At 34.7% G+C, this 17100-nt stretch carries 10 protein-coding genes and 1 tRNA gene; 1 reads left to right on the top strand and 10 read right to left on the bottom strand.

The features are described 5' to 3' along the window. Positions 1-68 precede the first annotated feature (68 nt). The 6 genes from ROY99_12205 to ROY99_12230 form a co-directional block, all read right to left on the bottom strand. Positions 69-2258 (bottom strand): T9SS type A sorting domain-containing protein, encoded by a 2190-nt coding sequence (locus ROY99_12205; GenBank protein MDT3697139.1) that lies wholly within the window; start codon positions 2256-2258, stop codon positions 69-71. 35 nt (positions 2259-2293) lie between these two features. Beyond that, complete coding sequence (gene rbsK, locus ROY99_12210; GenBank protein MDT3697140.1) at positions 2294-3241, bottom strand: ribokinase; 948 nt, start codon at positions 3239-3241, stop codon at positions 2294-2296. A 68-nt stretch (positions 3242-3309) separates the two neighbouring features. Next, positions 3310-4323, bottom strand: a complete 1014-nt coding sequence (locus ROY99_12215) for a PorV/PorQ family protein (GenBank protein MDT3697141.1) — start codon at positions 4321-4323, stop codon at positions 3310-3312. Positions 4324-4336: 13 nt separating this feature from the next. Then, a complete protein-coding gene (locus tag ROY99_12220; protein MDT3697142.1) occupies positions 4337-6250 on the bottom strand; it encodes a hypothetical protein in 1914 nt (637 codons plus the stop codon). 19 nt (positions 6251-6269) lie between these two features. Then, complete coding sequence (locus ROY99_12225) at positions 6270-9206, bottom strand: TonB-dependent receptor (GenBank protein MDT3697143.1); 2937 nt, start codon at positions 9204-9206, stop codon at positions 6270-6272. A 15-nt stretch (positions 9207-9221) separates the two neighbouring features. After that, positions 9222-10286: a LacI family DNA-binding transcriptional regulator gene (locus ROY99_12230; protein MDT3697144.1), complete on the bottom strand. Its 1065-nt coding sequence runs from the start codon at positions 10284-10286 to the stop codon at positions 9222-9224. Positions 10287-11233: 947 nt separating this feature from the next. Between ROY99_12230 and ROY99_12235 the strand changes: the two genes are divergently transcribed. Further along, positions 11234-11307: transfer RNA gene (locus ROY99_12235), tRNA-Arg, on the top strand. A gap of 48 nt (positions 11308-11355) precedes the next feature. On the opposite strand, the gene ROY99_12240 is transcribed toward ROY99_12235, so the two are convergent. The 4 genes from ROY99_12240 to ruvB all read right to left on the bottom strand — a co-directional run bounded on the left by ROY99_12240 (position 11356) and on the right by ruvB (position 17099). Further along, entirely contained in the window at positions 11356-12705 is a 1350-nt protein-coding gene (locus tag ROY99_12240; GenBank protein MDT3697145.1) for a T9SS type A sorting domain-containing protein, read from the bottom strand. A gap of 65 nt (positions 12706-12770) precedes the next feature. Then, positions 12771-13955, bottom strand: coding sequence for a class I SAM-dependent RNA methyltransferase (locus ROY99_12245; GenBank protein ID MDT3697146.1), 1185 nt, complete (start codon positions 13953-13955; stop codon positions 12771-12773). Between the two features lie 228 nt (positions 13956-14183). Further along, positions 14184-16061, bottom strand: coding sequence for a M1 family metallopeptidase (locus tag ROY99_12250; protein ID MDT3697147.1), 1878 nt, complete (start codon positions 16059-16061; stop codon positions 14184-14186). Positions 16062-16076: 15 nt separating this feature from the next. Continuing rightward, the gene (gene ruvB / locus ROY99_12255) at positions 16077-17099 is read right to left on the bottom strand and encodes a Holliday junction branch migration DNA helicase RuvB (GenBank protein MDT3697148.1); all 1023 of its coding nucleotides are present in this window, start codon (positions 17097-17099) and stop codon (positions 16077-16079) included. Between the last annotated feature and the right edge of the window lies 1 nt (position 17100).

Raw genomic sequence — 17100 nt, forward strand, 5'->3', positions numbered from 1 at the left:
AATTGGAACTCACTAAATGTTAATGAGTTCCTAAATAATTTTGGATTAAAAAATATTACCACTTTTAACTATTTAATTAACATCATTTTTTTGCTAAGATTAATTCCATCTGCGGTTAATTGATAATAATATACACCAGTTGAAAACTTTGAAGCATCAAAAATAATATTAGTTGAACCTGCCGATAATTCTTTATTGATAAGCACAGCAACTTTTTGTCCGATAGAATTAAAGACTTCAAGAGTTACAAAAGTCTTTTCTTTAAGCTCAATGAAAATATTAGTTGAAGGATTAAAAGGATTTGGATAATTCTGTGATAAAGATATGCTTTCAGGCATATACAAATCTCTATAATCAACTGAGGTAACAAGATCATTAGAATATATTGTAAGCCCATCTGCTTTTTCTGATACATAAACATATTTACCATTTGCTGATAATCCTCTGGACTGAGGTACATCATCGTAGTAACCATCTTCAACAGGTACAGATGGATTTGAAACATTTATAGCTCTTACACCTGTTCCTTCTGATGCAACATAACAATAATCTCCCTCAACATAAGCCATATATCCATAACCACCTGTATATATTTTTGAAACAAGTGCAGGTGAGTTTAGATCAGAAATATTAAAAACTTTTAAACTATCTCCGTCTGGAACGTAAGCATAATTACTTTTAATTGTAAAGCCTTCATTACCAGTACTAAGCGAACCAGTTGATCCTTTTTTAATTGGACTGACAGGATTTGTTAAATCATAGAATGTGATTTGTCCATAATCAGTTATGCCGGCAACATTACCATTTACTGAAATATTTTCACCATAAACATCAGAACCTGTATAACCAACCATAACAGGATTCGAAGGATTTGAGATATCAATAATTCCCATTCCACTATCACTGGCTGCAACATAGACCATTGAACCATTTATTGCAATCCCGCGCGCTCTAGGAGTTTGCAAAGTTTTTATTTTAACTGGATTTGCTGGATCAGTTACATCAACAACATAAACACCTGAATCTCTTGCAGCAATGTAGGCATAGTTTCCGCTGACAACAACTTCTCTTGAATCACCTCCAAGAACTGCTGTACCAAGCAAAGAAATATTTGATGGATTTTGAACATCTAGTATTCTCAATCCTGCACTGCCGTATGCGACATAAACTTTTCCATTAGTATAGAATGGAATAAAAGCTGATCCAGTAGCAGCAGGAACTGCAGCTAAAAAGAAAGTGGTAACAGGCGAACTTGGATTAGATACATTTATCGCACTTATACCTGGCGCGGGATTTCTATTAGCAACAAAAATATGTCCAGTTGGTGTTCCTCCGATTGTTATAGCTCCGTAATATAGAGAAGCGGCTCTACCTGTTGTTTGTATAGTAGTTACATAAACAGGTGAAGCCGGATTAACAACATTATAAATTGCAACTCCTGCATCTCCTATAGCTACGTAGGCATAATTACCATCAAAGATAATTCTTGCAGTTCTATATCCTGATGGTATTTCTACAACATTTACCGGATTTGAAGGGTTCGTAACATTAACCACTGCAAAACCAGCATCATAATTACAAACATACGCATATCCGGATCTTACATTTAAATATTGATGATAGCCCCCATAACCATCTATTCTCCCAACATATGTTGGCGATGCTGGATTTGAAATATCAAGGATGTGACTTCGCGATCCAGCAGCTATATATGCATATTGCCCAGAAATAACAACACTTTCACAATACTCTAAACTATCTATTGAAGCAACTAGTGATGGGCTTGTAGGATTTGATATATTGTAAATTTTAAATCCAGCGCCGCCAGCAGCAACGTAAGCATAAGTTCCACTTGTGGCTATTCCTTCACAAGTTGTTCCCGGGGCAACCTCAACATCCGCAACGAGCGAAGGAACGGTTGGATTCTGAACATTTATTAACCACATTTTACTACCACCGCTCGCCACTATATGTTGAGTTCCATTAATTGAAGTACGCACTAAATCCTCAACAATGTCTGATAGTATCACACTACCAATTTTTACAGGAGACTGCGGATCAGAAAAAGTTGCGATTTGCATTTTATTTCCTAGACCATAAAAAACAAGTGAGCCAGCCGCAAAAACAGCTTTCGATTCTCCCTCACCTCTTCCGAAATTTCCAAGAAGAGTCATATTCTGAGATACCTGTGCAAATATGGCTTGACTACAAAGCACTATGGACAGAAGTAGTACGAAAAATAATTTAATTGTTTTCATATATAGCTCCTTTATTATTTAAAATAATTAAAAATTCAGTTTGAAATCTCGCTTTCAACAATATTGTGAGACATCATAAACTCTTCAACTTCAGCTTTTTTGGGAGCGGAATTTTGAGCACCAATGCGAGTAACGGAAATAGAAGCTGCTCCATTTGCCATTCTGGCCGCCATTTCGATAGGTATTCCTTCAGCTAAAAAAGCAGCAAGTGAACCACTAAAAACATCTCCTGCACCAGTTGTATCGACTGATGTAACTTTATAAGCAGGAACTATTACAGATGCATTTATTAATCCGGCAAAATATCCTTTGGAACCCATTGTAATAAAAACATTTTTTATTCCATACTCGAAAAATTTACTTACTATCTTCTTTAAGCTATCTGCATCAATAGCTTTGATCCCTGTAAGCATTTCTGCTTCAACAATATTTGGGGTTATAATATCAATATTAGTTAGGATATCAGTATCAAGTTTTTGTGCAGGGGCCGGATTTAGGATCACTGTAGCGCCATTTTGCTTTGCAATTTTTATCGCAGACTTTATTGTTTCTACCGGAGATTCTAATTGAACTAGCAGAATATCGGCTGATAATAATTCTACTTTGACATTCTCTATGTCTTCAACACTTAAAGCTGCATTCGCTCCGGAAGCAACAACAATGCTATTTTCAGCACTATCATCAACTACGATAAATGCAACTCCTGTGGGTAATTGCTTGTCCCGGAAAATAAATCTAGTATCAATATGTTCATCGTTAAGTTTTTTTATGGCTTCCTGACCTAGCAAATCACTACCTACACGTGCAATAAAACTTACATCAGCACCAAGTCTTGCGGCAGCAATAGCTTGATTTGCTCCTTTGCCCCCACCACCTGTGGAAAAGGACCCGCCAATCACAGTTTCTCCGGGGCTTGGAATTTTTTTTGTTTTGATAGTCATATCAACATTATAACTACCTATAACTACAACTTTATTTTTCATAGTATTACTAGTTGAGCAAACTTATTATTTTAAGTTATTTAACTTTTTTAACGAACGAACACCATTTATTAAAAAGAAAATCCCAGTGAAAAAGTGTGAACTTGTGTAAGTTCACCAAAATCAACATATGCATAATTAATTGTCCCTCTAGTTGAACCTATCAAATAATTAATACCTGCACCAAAAGTAAACCTTTGTACATCATAGTTCAGTTTATAGCCAGCTCTTAAAAAAAACATCTTGTCGAAAGCATAACTTAATCCAAAATGAAATTTCTCTTTTCCATCATTTGGATGATTACCTTCAAAAATTGTAGTCAATAAGTGGTGACTTCCCGGTTCATCAAAAAAATCCATTGCAATTCCAGCTCTAAAGTCTAAAGGCATTCTAACGTAATCAGATTCTATCTGGTATTCTTCGCTCCAACCTCCGAATCGTGAATCCGGTCCAAAATTTCTTGCAGTTATTGCAATACGTAAACTCCTAAAACCAGTATAGTATAAGGTACCAATATCCAAAGACCAATTACTCATTGAGAGCTCAGCAATATGCTGCTCCATATATCTAACACTGCCTCCGACAGATAAATTTTCGGTTATCTTTTTTGCATAAGTGAAACCAACAACAAAATCATTAGCAGAAAAAGTTTTACCAGTTATTAAAGTAGAGGTCCCGCCACTACTGGAGGGAGCATTAATGGTTTCAGGAATATCTCCGTAATCAAGCATTGCAAGACTAACGCCCACAACACCATAATCTCCTAGCCTGTACCCTGCAGCAAGAGATTGATAATTAATATCCGCAATCCACTCTAATACATTAACCTGAAAATCAAAATTTTCTATATCGGAAAGTGATGCTGGATTACCAAAAACAGAATTTGCGTCTCCATCAGATACGACAGTAAATGCTCCCCCTAGAGCTGCTTGTCTGGAATCACCATTTATCTTTAAAAACTGCCACCCTGATTGTCCTGCTCGTTCAATATCATTTTCGGCCATTCCTGATTGGGAAAATATTTTCACAGTGAGCAAACAAATGCACAAGAATACAAATACTGAACTTTTATTTGATAATTTCATTACAAACTCTCCATTACTTCACTATTGCAAATTTGCCGATAAATGATTCTCCTTCGTGTCCGGCAACTAAGGATTCTACTCTAAACAAATATATACCTGGAGCAACTCCTAAAGTCCATTTACTTAACTGATAATCAGCACGCTTGATACTTCCCCATGCTTCAGAACCACTACCGTCGTCGTGATAGATTTCTTGAACAAGATCTCCGGTGAGAGTATAGATTTTTATTTTGCAAATAGCCGGGATACCGATAAACTCTATACGATATTGTTCCCCTTCACCAAATAAATTACTATGCTGACGAAAAGGATTTGGAACAACGAAAACATTTTTGGGAAATTCATTATTGGGCGCCCTTAATGGATATATCGGAAATCTTGTATTATTTACTTTCCCACTTTCATTTCCATCTAGATCATAAGAAGTAACACAATAATAATTACCCACACCAAAGGGCAAATCTTTGTCAATGAATCTGACATAGCCATCAACAATATTTACAGAATCTTTATTAATATCCTTAGCAAGAACCCAGGGACCAATAGTAAAATAGTTGGATCGATAGACTCTATAACCAGCAAAATCATTTATCCCTAAAATTGGATCAGTATAAGTTGGTGAAATTGGAGGCCATTCAATAAATATTTGCCCAGGTTCAGTTGTTATTCTAAGACTGTTCTCACCGTCTGTTGGTGTTGGTGGTGGGTGGACTGTTGGCATATAGTTGTTAAGGAAAAGATTTCTTGCTCTCCGAACATTTGCAAGCATTGTATCCCTTGATGCTGTTGCCATAAAATCTATATTCGCAACTCCACCTTCTACAATTTTAGCTCTATCCATTTCCCCCATCACTTCTGCAAATACAAGTTTGACTGATGCAAATGGTGCAAGTGTTAAAGGGCCAATACTAACTAAAAACTCTGGACGCCGTTCAAATTTATTTCCTCCTTCTAAACCGAACACCCGTGCTGAATCCCAGGACATTCTTGGTTGTTGATGAGTCATTACTTCTTTTACTCTTGCATGAGAAGATGAACCTTGTATGAACATTTGATCAACAAAATCAGCTCCTTCAGTAAGTCCTTGGCCTGTATGTTCCAGAATATTCTGATAAATATTAGCTCCAGCAGAGTCCAAAACAACAACTGTAAAATATCCAGGGGCATCAAGTTCGTGTTCACGAACACCTTGCTGGTAAATATCCCTCGCATCACCGATATCACCACGTTCTGGTCCTACTCCAAAGTTGTAAACAACAGGTGTCTCATCCTGAAAATTAAACGATTGATGATCATAGAAATAAAATAACTTTTCTATTGGGTCCCATCCGTACTTCTCATCCCCTCTACTGCCAGATCGCTGAGTCATTCTTAAACCATAGCGCATTCCAAAATACATCGAATCGACTGATGTTAATTCATTGTTAGTAATGGTTACTTCATGTATAATAAAATCACTTAAGCCAGGATAACTCCAGACAAGACTTCTTCTACCAATATCAACATTCAATCCATTAACATGATGTGCACCCGAAACAATTTCCTCACCAGCTAATCCGATGTTTGTAAGATTGTAGTTTTTTGTAAGGGTAGCTTCTTCAATTGGAAATATATCCTGACCCGAAGGAAAAAATCTGGAGTTAATGGTATACGATGATGCAACATTCTGCCTGACACCATAAATAGCATATCCCACTGCTTCAGCATAGTTTAATGCATCACTTACATTTGTAGCTTTAGAGTAACCTGGAAAATCAATTGTATGAAATCCGTTTTGCGTCTCAGTTGGATCTCCATACTGAATCGAGTTCCAGACTGTAGCCCAAAGTCTACCGCGTTTTAACGTTTGCTTACCCCAGGTAACCTGTGCTTCTACAGAGCTGGCAATCAGAACAACTAATAAAACAGCTAATAATAAATTTTTCATATTTATTTCTTAATTCTTATTAAAACTTAAAAGCTAATTGGAAATATATTTTTCTTGGCGGAACTTCATAAGAATACCATTCCCAGATGTTTGGTTCGGAAAAATCATAAGTTTTTGGCAATCTTTCACTATCAGGAAGGTTCGGATTTTCAAGATAACGTTTCAGATCATCACCATAAAGCAGTCTTAAGAATTTTAAGTTAAAGAGATTTTTAATATCTACACTAACTTCTAACTCTGTCCCGAATACTTCAAATCCTTTCGAAAGATTTAAATCTATTTGATAATAATTAAACCACATCATATTATTTGGTTCTGTCGAGATATCTCCAGGGGCATGGTATGTATACGGATCACCGCTTCTCCACCAAAAGTTCATAAAAACATTTAAGTTGCTAAATGGTTTTATGCCAAAGATTTCCGGTCCTTCATTTTTATCAATAAATAAATTCAACCAACCTTTTATTCTATGATAATTGCCCCAAGCACCACTTTCCTGGCGAAGACCTTTCGGAACATTTATACTCTGTGAACCTGGCTCATATAATCTTCTATATCCCACTTCACCATTAAAAGACCAATAGACTTCATGACTTAATCCAAAATTAAAGATACCATCAAATCTCGAATCGATTTTAGTTTCAATTCCTCTGACATCAGAATAACCGGAGTTGCTGACCATTAAAGCCTTTGTTGCTGTATAAGTTGCAGCATACACTCCGGTAATGACATCAGCTTCACGAGAACCATCTTTGTAATATCCTGTTAAATCTAATTTAAGTACATCGCCAATATTATAATCCACTCCTAATTCGTACTGAATTGTTTTTTCATATCCTAATTTTGGATTCCCATAATAACCCTGCCATTCATCCATATAAGTAGTTTGTTTTGCATAGGGATTTAAGACACTATCCCGTGCAGTTGCATAATTAACAAATGGGAAACCAAACATTTTCGTCCACGAAGGTCGCTGATAAAAATGACCATATACAAAATGTAAGACTGCTCTATCACTAATTGGATGTGAGATGCCGAGACGTGGTGCGATTGCCATTTGTAACTTTGTCCGTTCTTTTTCCGGTGTGCCAGGAATTCCTAATGGTGCTCCAGGATCATGGCCTGGAGTGCCGATCTGAAATGCCAAAGGATCAAACATATTTATTGGTGCATTTCGGTTTTGATTAAAGAAATCCGCTCTTAGTCCAACGTTTACAACTAATCCAGGAAATTCAATTTTATCTTGGATATAAAAATTACCCTCATACGGATTACCGTCGAACACATTCATAAGGTTTACTCGATTGCTTTTAGATTCTGCCGCATAGTTCTCGTAATAAAAATCAAAAACTTTAAATGTGAAGCCTGTTTTCAAATTATGAATTTTAGTTATTTGATTTGTGTAATCGACTTTTAACTGAAATGATTCAGTATTGATTTTTGTCCAGGTGTGATAATATGCCTGCAAAGTATATCTAGGATGCATGGATACTACATCTGACAGCCAGAGAGAATCTGGAACTCGGTCATCCCTATCGGATCGATCTAAATTATCTTTTAAATAACTAAAGGTCAAATCATAAAATGACTGGTTATTGACTACGTGTGTCGCCTTTCCATAAAATTGATACCATCTCCTTAATTCAGGCCATTGTCTGAATGGAGCTCCAAATAAATTATATTTTGCTCGTGCATATTGTTCGTCGATTCTCATTGGTGCTAGCCAACCAGCTTCTTGCCCCATCTCCGAAGTATTTAAATTTGAAGATGTATAGTCTGCACTCTCATATCCTCCAACAAATCCACCAATACGGATTTTGAATTCTGGAGAAAACTTATAATTGAAATAACCCTGTATATTGAATTCTGGATTGTATGGTATTGCCTGAGGAAATATTCCAACACCTTGTTTGAATCTACCTGATGCAAGAAAACTAAAATCTTCAGTTAATGAACCATAGAGAGTACCTTCATATTCATATTCTGGTCGTTCAGCGTATTTACCCAAAGCATCATTAGGTGTAGTTTGTTCCCTCCATGCATTTAGCAGTGAATCTGGATTTTTTTGGTAAAAACGACTATTCACATCTTGTGATTGCTGAGTCCAGTAATCTATTCCAGTGCTTTTATAGTCATTATTCTCTGTGCTATACATATTTCTGCCAAAATGATATACGCCCGCCGGTCGCATTCTGGTAATTAAAGTTCCATGGATTCCTTTTGGTGCTTCCTTTGAGATGATATTCACAACAGCTGATCGGCCTTCACCATATTCAGCATTGTATCCACCTGTTAGTACAGAAATTTGTTCAATCGTTGATGTATTAAATCCTGTGTAATTATCAGAAACAAGCCCGCTATTAACTGAGAGATTATCAACCATTACTACAGCCTGCACATTTGAACTTCCTCGAATATATCCTTTTGTTGATCCACGCTGCCATGCAAGATTTGAATTATCTTCAATAATTCCAGGCAATCTGACTAGTGCATCATGAATTGATTTTGCACCAGATTTTTCCAAAATATTTCCGGTTACAATTTGCTCACTCGCTGTAAGGTCTTTATCAATTACGGGACGCTCTGCAACAATCAAAACGCCTTCGACTTCGATTAATGTAGTTTCAAGAATAAAATCAACCGTTGTAGTTCTATCGATAATTACTGAAACATTGCTCTTTGAAATCTTTGCATACCCAACCATTGATACAGTGATAGTATATGAACCGGGAGAGATATTTAAGATATAATATTCTCCATTCATATCAGTGGCAGCACCAGTATTCAATTCTTGTATATAAATATTTGCACCTACCAATGGTTCACCATTATTTTTATCTGTAACTCTACCAGCGATTTTACCTGTATTACCAGCGAAACATATAACCGGGTAAACCATTAAAAGAAATAAGAGGGACAAGGATTTAATTTTTTTGTTCTTTGGAGATATATTCACGCTAAATTCCTTCGATTAAACCATGGTTGATTTTAATATTCCGTGATTTGATACTTTTTTTATATCAGCAACAATATTTGCTACTGAATTACGAATATTTAATTTTGGCTCAAGCAAAATTCTTCTGCGGTCATCACCAGGATTTTTAATCCTGTTGTACAGCATAGCTACAGCCATTTCAGCAATCTTTAAAGTAGGTTGTTCGATTGCTGACAGTGCTGGAGACAAGTATGATGCAAAAACTGGATCATCAAATGTAATAAGAGAAAGATCTTGAGGAATCCTTATATTACTTTCTCGACACGCCTCAAGTGCACCCAAGGCAATTAAATCACCAGCAGCAAATATTGCAGTAGGAGGAACAGCAAGATCTAAGAGAGATTTTGTTTTTAAATAACCATTGAATGCTCTAAAATCATCACCGACAATTAATTGATCATCTATAGGAATGCCTGCATTTTGTAAAGCAATTTTGTATCCCTGTAAACGGGTCTCGTTTGCATAAGTTTCAGACAATCCTTGAATAAAAGCGATACGCGAATGACCTTCTTTAATGAGATAATTAACAGCTAGTAAAGACCCTTTGACATTATCAACACTTACTGAATCAACATCAAGCTCATCAAAACAACGATCAACAATTACTACAGGTATTTCCAAGTCTTTGATTGTATTAATATGATTATAATCTTGGCCAACTGAGGCAATGATAAATCCATCAACACGTTTTTCAAGAAGGCTTTTAATTCCAGAAATCTCAATATTTAAATCTTCATCAGAATCATATACAATAAAATTATATCCCCTTTTTCGTAATTCAGCAGCAAGATTTTTAACTACTTCAGAGAAGAAAGGATTAGAAATATCAGGTACAACTATGCCAATCTCACTAGTCTTCTGTTGGCGAAGTCCCCTGGCTAAAGCATTAACTCTATAACCTAATTCCTTTGCTACAAATTTTACTCTTGCAGTGGTTTCATCACTTATTTTGTATTTTTTCGAATCGTCGTGTAAGACACGTGAAACCGTTGAGATGGATACTCCGGTCTTTTTTGCAATATCTTTTAATGTATAGGACATATAAAATCTATTCCAATGCAAAGCATTGTTTGGGTATTTATTGAAATTATTAAATGTATTATTTAATTTTATGCAATCCTTTGCACAACATAGAAAAATTTTATACATATGTCAAGCATGCTTAAAAATTTAAATCTGAAAATTCAAAATTGGATAATTGTCAGATAGTTAATAAATATGTCGAGTTAATCCAAAACCTTGCACATTCTAAAATTAATTTTGTAGTATACACGGCGAAAAAATATAGTCCACCCTTAAAACCCCAAGTTTCTTTTGGGGAATAAATAAACTGATTGAAAAATGAAATAATCGGTAAAATAATTCGCTAATAAAAAAAGTAATAAAAAGATGATTTCCATTTTCACATTGTCCTTTGTTATATGCTGCTGCTGATAACATTACATTTATTGAGGGAGTGTTATAAATTCTGTGTAAATGCTTGAAGTAAGATATTAGTTAAGTACTGTGAAGCCGCGATTATCATCGGGATAAACTGCGCGAAGCCGCACTTTGCTTGGCGAAAATCAATTAAGGGGTTTCAAATTGAAAAAAATAATTACTTTTTAACTATTATCCGAAAGGAGATTTGCACAATGGAATTAACTCCAGAAATGATCGCGCAATTAAAAGCCGATTTGAAAACCACAAATACTTAGCAGTACTTGATTAGAGGAAATAGAGCCTTAAAGAAGATCATCAAAACCTCTCTTGAAGAAATACTTAATGCAGAACTAACCGGACAGCTTGGTATTGAAAAAAATATTCACCTGGTAGCAAAAACTTTTTCAATATTTTTTATTGATATTTTTAATTTAATTTTGCTGTGTTTGATGATTTGGCTGCGACTAATGATTTTGTAAAAACCATTAGAATATGGCCTAATTTTGTAGTCTTTCAGATTGATTAAACAGTTGATTTGTTGTAAGTTTGCATCACCAAATTTGAATGCACCCGTAGCTTAATTGGATAGAGCATCTGACTACGGATCAGAAGGTTCGGGGTTCGAATCCCTGCGGGTGTACAGTAAAAAGCCCAAATACTATATTGATTTGGGCTTCTTTTGTTTTAATTACTTCATCAGCAGCATTTTTTTAGTTTCAGCTCTGTCCCCTGCTGTTATTTTATATAAATAAACACCTGAGGCTAGTGAACTTCCATCAAAATTTATAATATAACTGCCAGCACTCATTTCTTCATCAAGTAATACTTTTATTTCATTACCCAGCATATCATATACTTTTAATGATACAAATTGCTGTGACGCAATCGAAAACATAATATTTGTTGATGGGTTAAAAGGATTTGGATAATTCTGATACAAACTAAAATCACTAACGGGCAGATTTGCATATTGATCATTAACTCCAACTGCAACACTATCAGGATGATAAAAAGTATATGCTACTCCGCCTTTATCAAACCAGGAATGTGAGAGATCGCTTTTATTATGGATAAATGAATAACCATTAGATTTAGCAGGATCGTGAACAATTGGTCTTCCATCTGAAGTAAAACCAGCTAACATTACTAAATGACCAGCATATAACGGCAAACCAATTGACATTGCAATTCTGCCGCCATTGGCAAGAACAGCCCGTGCATCACTCCAGGTTCTGTATCGTGTTACTGCTCCATCAAGTCCATGTTCAGCAGCATTTTGTACTGCTCTTGGCCATATACCAAACATATTAAAGTATGGATCGTAATTATCCTGTGCAAACTGATAAGGATCAACTATAATATTATAGCTTTTTAAGATCATTGCAACAGAGGTTGGTGAACAAATTGAGCCGCCGATTTGAGGGTCAACACCATATTGATAAATAAATCCTGTAGGAATAAAAATTGCAGGCGGTTTATCGTTCAATATTTGTGTGTAATTAATATTATCAGTTGTTCTTGAATCACTTACAAAAAAACTTAATTTGTTAATAGATGGTGACTCAATATTATTACCAGTTCTTGTAAAAATAACTTTATACTGCCACTTGCTGCGATAGGTAGTCATTACAACATTGTCATAATCTATATTGATATCACCATATCCGGTAGAACCATAACTATTCCAAATATATTCTTTCCAAAAACCAACTGTCAGCCAGGAAGACCAGCCGGAGCCATAAGGAAAACGCATTTGCACTTTAAACCCGGCATTATTATATGGTGATGATCCATTCCAGGACGGCAGTCCACGATTGAAAGGCTCTGCTGAAGTTTGTGGTTTGAGTATGAAGTATCCTTCATTTACGGAATCCTTAAGCATAATACTTTTACCATCGGAACTCAATTTAACGCCATCACTTGATTCGATATTAGCATAGATCGAATCAATCCTCTGAACATAAAACTGATCAGAATAAATCTGTGCTAATAAAACCGAAGACAATAACAGAAAAAGCAAAATAATATTTTTAATCATTAGTCAACGCTCTCAAAATTATAATTTAAATTAAACAAGTAATTAAATATTTCAAAATTTATACATTACATTTTATTTTCTTTAACCTGATGTTTTTTCTTTTTACTGCCGATGTAACTGTCTATCTGAAGCAGTACACCTTCCAGTTTTCCATTAACAAGTGGAATACGTCTGGTAGTTTTTAATCCAATGTATTTTCGTAATTCCGGATCCCCGACATAAATAAATGAAGAGGTTCCGTTACATTTGGTTTTCAAAAAGTCACCAAATTCTTTATACAAGGCTTCCACCTCTTTCTTTATACCAAGTCTTATACCATAGGGCGGATTTGTAATTATTGTACCATTTTCAAATTTTTTAATATGTTGAAATGGATAAGCTCCTAACTTTACTTTGTCTCCAAATGGTAAACGAGATAGATTATCTCTTGCAGTATTTATTGTTATTTGAGATTTATCACTGCCGGTAATTATTCCATCTTTTAATGGTCTGATATTTTTATTCATTTCAGATTTAATCTGAAGCCAGATTTTTTCATCATAATCGGGTAAATAAAAGAATCCAAAATTTTTTCTTAGATACTGTGCAGGGATTCTGCAATAATGCATCAAAGCCTCACACAGGATTGTACCTGATCCGCACATACAATCCAATAAAGGATTATCACCATTCCATTTACTTAAACGTATAATTGCAGCAGCAAGAGTTTCCTGCATTGGTGCTTCGCCTGCTAATAATCTGTATCCTCTCTTGTGCAAAGATTCACCGGAGGTATCCAGACTAAGAACAGCTTTATCCTTCTCAATGAATAAATTAAATCTTATATCCGGATTAACTGTATCTACATTTGGTCTCTTTCCATATTTAGCCCTGAAAAAATCAGCAATCCCGTCCTTAAGAACCTGTGAAGCATATAAAGAATTATTTATTGTACTTTTATTAACTGTAGAAGTAATTGCAAAAGTTTGATCAAACGAGAAAAATGAATCCCACTCAACAGACTTAGCTGCTTTCATTATTTCATTAGAAGATTTACAATGAAAGTTTTTTAAGGGTGCTAAAACTCTTGTAATAGTTTTTGATAAATAGTTGATTTTATAAAGTGCAGGTTTATCTGCATAAAAATAAACTCCTCTGTAAGATATTTTAGTTTCCTTTGCACCAAGCTCTTTTAACTCCTGTTCACTTACAGATTCCATCATTCCTGCGGCTTGCGCAAAATAAATATTATTTTTTTGATACTCGTACATAAAAAATCTTCAGCAACCAGTTTTTATAAAAATAATTATTTACTGCAAATATAAAGACAAACAATCTGTTAACAGTGGAAAAAGATGATATTAAAATAGAAGTGCAGCTTATTATTCAAAGTTTGAATTCTGCTTTCCAGTGAGTTAAACTAAACGAGAAAAGAACAGGTAATTAAATTGTGCTATCTCACAGATTTTAAATGCAAGACAGTACTTATAATCAATTACTTATTTGAAGTAAACATTGTTAATCTTATTGACATCTGGAATTGACTTATCACCAATAATTATTGCATCATAATCTTTTATTCCATCGATTGTTAATTGTACCGAATTCAGATCTTTTTTCCAGATATCGGCTTTAAACATAACTTCTTTAACTACAACTTCATTCAACATAACCTGAAGTTTAACCGGCAGAGGAAGTTTTCCTTTATTCACAATTACAACTTTCAGTTTATTACTTTTAACAGTTGCTTTTTCAATTGCCAGATCAGGGTAACTGAAATCATAAAACCAGGGTTTCCAGTACCAATTAAGGTCCATTTTAGTTACATCATTAAATGTGAAAAAGAAATCAGCAGGTATTGGATGTTTCCCATTCCATCTGAACATATACTCGTGTAAAGCTTTTAGAAATAATTCATCGCCAAGCATTTTCCGAAGATTATCATACGCAATAGCAGGTTTATTGTATGCAGCAATTCTGTATGTACGCCAACTAATTATCGGAGAAGGTGTGGTTAATGGAAGTTCAAATTCATTACCTGCAAAATTTTCATATCCTTCAATTGTCATCAAACGCGGCAGGTTTCCTTCAGACATTCTTTCCTGAAAGTCATAAGGAAGCATTACTGCCCATCCTTCATCCATAAAAGGATATTTACGCTCATTTGTTCCCATAAAAAAAGGCATATATTGATGAGCAAGTTCGTGCGAAGTAAGACCAACTGTGCCAGCTTTTGATGTAGTTGATCCGTTGTTTACAATCATTGGATATTCCATACCACCTGATCCATTAAAAACAGTTGCTGATGGAAATGGGAAAGGGATTCCAGGAATTTCAAATGAAAAGTATTTCAAAGTTTCTTTTGCATAATAGGCATTATCAACAAAATCCTTAGAAGATTCCTTATATGCGGCGGCACAATAAACTCTTCTTCCTGTTTTACTATCGGCAACAAAACTTGTAGCATCCCACAAATAATGATCACTTATTCCAAAAGCAAAATCGGGTACATTCTCAGCCACAAACCTGAAAGAATTATTCTTATCATGTTTATAAATAGTTTTGTTTTCCAGATCATCTTTACTAATGATCCGTATTATTTCATCAGATAGCCAGGCTTTTTTGTATAAGGAAAGATATTTTTCGTTCAGAATTTCATCAGGATTTTGCCATACACCGGTTGCCCATATTTGAAAGCCGCTTGGTACAGTTAAAATTACATCATAATTATTAAAATCATTATACATTTCTAAAGTGCCGGTATAGTCCAACATATCCCATCCATCAATATCATCATAGACAGAAATCTGAGGATACCAGTATGCAATAAACATTGTAGTAGAATCATAACTTCCATATCGGATAGAAGGAACCGGCGGAATTTTATCTTCCCAACTAATTTTTAAATCTATTTTAGAATTGGGACTGATTCTTTGATCTAGATTAATAATAATATTTGTACTTGTTTCAGTTACTGAAGCACGATTTGTTAAATCTATTTCAGTATTGTTAACTTTTAACTCTTTTAATAAAACTCCATCAGTTAATGCATTTTTGTTAAAAAGAAAATCTCTTCTGGCAGCAGGTTTAGAAACATTATGATATAAACGAATAACTATTTGTTTAAGCGTATCAGGACTATTATTGTAATATGTAATTACTTCAGATCCGGATATTAATTTGTTATAAGGATCAATTTCTGCTATTATTTTATAATCAGATTTGTTAATCCAGTAATTTACACCTGGTTTGCCATCGTAAGATCTGGTCTGCTTTTCAAAAGCAGCCTTTATATTATTTGGTATGCGAAGTTCATCTTGAGCAAAAACAGTTTGTATCAGTAAACTCAAAACAATAATACTAAAAATGTTTTTCACAATAGTTCCCTTATATTATTCAAATAATGATTTATTATTATCAAACTTGTTTCTGCCAAATCTTTTATAAGCTAAGGCAGTAGCTTCTCTGCCGCGTGGTGTTCTGTGGATAAAACCCTGTTGAATTAAAAACGGTTCATATACTTCTTCAATAGTTCCCGGATCTTCATTAACAGCTACAGCCAGAGTATTTAATCCAACCGGTCCTCCATTATACTTGTCAATTATTGCAAGAATAATATCTTTATCCATTTCATCTAATCCAAATTCATCTACTTCTAACGCTTCAAGAGCTTTCTTAGCAATCTCAACATTTATGTTAGTATTGTTTTCAAAATCAGCAAAATCTCTTGTACGCCTTAAAAGTCTGTTTGCAATTCTTGGAGTTCCTCTTGATCTCTTTGCAATTTCAAGCGCAGCGGTTTTATCAATTTTTAGATTTAGAATTCTTGCAGATCTGTTAACAATTGTATCGAGCATTTCTGTAGAATAGTAATCAAGACGAAATTTAATTCCGAACCTGTCTCTAAGCGGTGAAGTAAGCATGCCAGCACGTGTTGTTGCACCGACTAATGTATATTTTGGCAAACTAATCTGAACCGAGCGTGCATTTGGTCCGCTTTCAATCATAATATCAAGTTTATAATCTTCCATTGCAGAATAAAGATATTCTTCAACAACCGGACTTAAGCGGTGGATTTCATCAATAAAAAGTACTGAGTGTTCTTCAAGATTTGTAAGTAAACCAGCAAGATCTCCCGGTTTTTCTAATACAGGACCTGATGTTACTTTAATCTTTGTTCCAAGTTCATTTGCAATAATATGAGCTAAAGTTGTTTTACCTAATCCAGGAGGACCAGTTAGTAGAACATGATCAAGTGCTTCTTTTCTTTTTTTTGCTGCTGTTACAAAAATATTAAGATTGTCTGTTATTTTCTTTTGTCCGTAAAACTCTTTAATAAGTTTTGGACGTAGAGAAGATTCAATTTTAATATCTTCTTCTGTTACTGCAGCATTTGTAGTTGTAGATTTTCTCATT

Origin of the sequence: Ignavibacterium sp., assembly GCA_032027145.1 — a bacterium.
In the GTDB taxonomy this organism is placed as follows: domain Bacteria; phylum Bacteroidota; class Ignavibacteria; order Ignavibacteriales; family Ignavibacteriaceae; genus IGN3.